The following is a 3,299-nucleotide window of genomic DNA, read 5'->3' as shown; positions in this document are numbered from 1 at the left end:
TGCAGCTCGTCGACCCGCATCGCGTCCTCCATGTCCACGTGCGTGCGGAGGAACGCCAGCGCGACGTCGTAGGTCCAGCGGTCACCGGCGGCCCGGCCGGGCGGGATGGGCAGGTCCAGGTGGACGCCGATGTCCAGGACCACCCGGGCGGCCCGCAGCTCCTGGGCGTCGAGCATGCCCAGCCGGTCGCCGGGGTCGTCGAGGAAGCCCAGCTCGCCCATCAGCCGCTCGGAGTACAGCGCCCAGCCCTCACCGTGCCCCGAGCACCAGCAGAGCAGCCGCTGCCAGCGGTTGAGCAGGGCGGCGTTGTAGACGGTCTGCCCGATCTGCAGGTGGTGGCCGGGCACGCCCTCGTGGAAGACCGTGGTCGTCTCGCGCCAGGTGGTCATGTCGGTGACGCCGTCGGGCAGCGACCACCACATCCGGCCGGGGCGGCTGAAGTCCTCGGTCGGGCCGGTGTAGTAGACGCCCTCGCCGGAGGTGGGGGTGAGCCGGCCCTCGACCCGCTTCACCGGGTCGGGGATGTCGAAGTGCACGCCGTCCAGCGCCGCCATCGCCCGGTCGGCCGTGTCCTGCAGCCAGGCCTGCAACGCCTCGCGCCCGCGAACCTGCCGGGCCGGGTCGGCGTCCAGCACGGCCATCGCCTCGGCGATGCCCTTCCCGGGGGCGATCTGCTCGGCGACCGCCCGCTTCTCGGCGACGATCCGGGCCAGCTCGGCCCAGCCCCAGGCGTAGGTCTCCTCCAGGTCGAGGTCCACGCCGGTGAACAGCCGGGACTCCAGCGCGTACCGCTCGCGGCCGACGCCGTCGGCCTGTGGTGCGCGGGGGAGGAGCTCGCGCTCGACCGTGTCGGCGAAGTCGAGCAGCGCGGCGTGCACCCCCTCCACCGCCCGGTCGAGGTCGGCGCGCAACGCGTCGCCCACCGGCGCCCGGCCGGTGAACCGCGCGTAGAAGCTGGGCTGCCCGCCGGCACCGGCCCACCGGCGGGCGATGCCGGCGGCCAGCCGCACCTGCCGGACGGCGGAGACCCGGCCCTCCTCGGCGGCGTCGGTCAGCCCGGCCACGTAGCCGGCGAGCGCCTCGGGGATGCCGGCGATCCGCCGGGCGATGACCGCCCAGTCCTCCTCGGTGTCGGTGGGCATCAGGTCGAACGTGGTGCGGAAGTCTTGGAGCGGGCTCTCCATGCTGTTGAGCGCAGCCTGCGTCCAGCCGGCGTCGTGCAGCGCCAGCTCGGCCCCGAGCCGCTCGAGCATCGCGCTGCGGGCGACGTCGTCCCGCCGGTCGACCGGCTCGATCCGCTCCACCTCGGCGACGGTGCGGCGCAGCAGGTCGGCGCTGGCCGCGTGCCCGGCGGGGGTCAGGTCGGGCCAGCGGTCGTCGTGCCCGGGGACGCCGATGTAGGTCGCCACGGTCGGCTGGTCGGCGGCGTAGGCGTCGACGAAGCGGTCGGCCAGCAGGTCGAGGGGGGACGGCGGACGCACGGGCTCGGTCACGCCGCGGACGCTAGCCGCGGGCAGGCACGGCTGCAGGGGGATCAGTCGTCGGCACCGCCGCCCTGCGGCGTCAACGAGGGCAGGGCCACCACGATCGCCTCCTGGCTGCTGCGGGCGATCAGCACCACGGCCTCCTCGTCGCTGAGGTTCTCCTCGTGGTGCGGCGTGTACGGGGGCACGAAGACGTAGTCGCCCGGGCCGGTCTGCAGCCGCACCTCCTCGCCGTGCTCGGCGAAGACGAACACCGGGTGGCCGCGCAGCACGTGGATCGCGGTCTCCGAGTCGCCGTGGTGGTGGTCGCCGGAGCCGGTGTGCGGAGGCACGCGCGTCTCGCCCATCCACAGCCGCTGCGAACCGACCGTCGTGGCCGAGATCGCCTCCCGCCGCGACATGCCGGCGGTCTGTGCCGTCTCCGCGGACAGCTCGCCGGCGCGGACGTGCCGCAGCGGCTGGTGCCAGTCGTCGGGGCAGTTCTGCGGTGGGGCCACGGTGCTCCTCCAGTGGTTCGGGACGTCGAGGTCATCTTCGCCGATCGCGCACCCAGGTGGCCGGTCCCCCGACGCGTGGATCCACCGATCGACGGGGTAGGGGGTGGGCCAGAGCACGTCCTGCTACGGAGGAGGAACGGCGATGACCACGAAGGTCGAAGAGTCCATCCAGGTCGACGTCCCGGTGCGCACCGCGTACGACCAGTGGACGCAGTTCGAGGACTTCCCGCACTTCATGGGCGGGGTCAAGGAGGTCGAGCAGCGCGGTGACCAGCGGCTGCACTGGGTGGCCGAGATCGCCGGGGTGAAGCGGGAGTGGGACGCCGCCATCCTGGAGCAGATCCCCGACCAGAAGATCGCCTGGGCCGCCACGGGGGGCGCGACCAACGCCGGCGCCGTCCGGTTCGAGCCTGCCGGTCCGGCCTCGACGATCGTCCACCTGACGCTGGAGTACGAGCCCGAGGGCGTGGTGGAGCAGGCCGGCGACAAGCTCGGCATCGTGGGCCGGCAGGTGAAGTCGGACCTGGAGAAGTTCAAGGCCCTGATCGAGGACGAGGGCTACGCGAGCGGTGCGTGGCGCGGGTCCGTCCGGCCCGGCATGGGGGCCGGCACACCCGGCGTCGAGGAAGCGGCGTCCTCTCGTGGGGACAGCGGCAAGGCCGGCGTCTCGGCGAAGAGCGTGGTCGCCGGTGTCGCTGCGGTCGCCGCTGCCGGGGCGGCCGTGGCCGCCTCGAAGAGCGGGTCGGACAACGAGTCGCAGCCCGAGTCGCAGCCTCAGTCGCAGTCCACGCAGCCGCGCGAGGTGCCCTCCTCGCCGCCGGCGGTCCCGGCGCAGCCGGCGGTCCCGGCGCAGCCGGTGACCGATGTGGAGCAGCCGCCGGCGGTCGACGTGCGGGACGAGGTGCTGGTCGAGGACGACGCCCCGGGGCGCCCGGCGAGCGATCGCGACACCGGTGACGACCCGATGATCGGTGGCGGCAGCCGCTGACCGGACGGTGGGGGGAGGGCCGGACCGGCCCTCCCCCCACCCACCGCACAGCGCCTCGAGGGCGCGCCGATGCCCTCTTGACACAGCCCTGCACCTCGTCGACCCTCCCGGTGACCCGAGTCACGTGACACGTGTCACCTACTCAACGACGAGGACCCGCATGGGATCTCCCAGCGCCCCCGCCCGCCCGCCGTCCCCACCACGCCGGCGGTCGAGTCGGCGATGAACCCGCCGCTGGCGTACTGCGGCCCCGCGGTGCAGTAGTCCATCAGCGAGAGGTCGCCCCCCTGCACCTGGACCCGGCGCATGGACACCGCCTGGGAGACGGCC

The 3,299-nt window shown here is 74.1% G+C and carries 4 protein-coding genes; 1 reads left to right on the top strand and 3 read right to left on the bottom strand.

Going from position 1 to position 3,299, the window contains the following annotated elements:
- Both G5C62_RS26295 and G5C62_RS26290 read right to left on the bottom strand, forming a co-directional pair.
- Positions 1–1,493: DUF885 domain-containing protein (locus tag G5C62_RS26295; protein WP_164703312.1), on the bottom strand; the 1,493-nt coding region annotated here is incomplete at its 3' end.
- A 41-nt stretch (positions 1,494–1,534) separates the two neighbouring features.
- Positions 1,535–1,981 (bottom strand): cupin domain-containing protein, encoded by a 447-nt coding sequence (locus G5C62_RS26290; protein ID WP_164703311.1) that lies wholly within the window; start codon positions 1,979–1,981, stop codon positions 1,535–1,537.
- A gap of 142 nt (positions 1,982–2,123) precedes the next feature.
- On the opposite strand from G5C62_RS26290, the gene G5C62_RS26285 reads away from it, so the two are divergent.
- On the top strand, positions 2,124–2,969 hold the full coding sequence (locus tag G5C62_RS26285) for an SRPBCC family protein (protein WP_164703310.1): 846 nt from the start codon (positions 2,124–2,126) through the stop codon (positions 2,967–2,969).
- A gap of 134 nt (positions 2,970–3,103) precedes the next feature.
- Here G5C62_RS26285 and G5C62_RS26280 read toward each other — a convergent pair.
- The coding region (locus tag G5C62_RS26280) for a hypothetical protein (RefSeq protein ID WP_164703309.1) at positions 3,104–3,299 on the bottom strand (196 nt) is incomplete at its 5' end.

The sequence above is a fragment of the Modestobacter sp. KNN46-3 genome (assembly GCF_011039295.1).
This window is presented reverse-complemented; position numbering and strand designations above follow the sequence as displayed.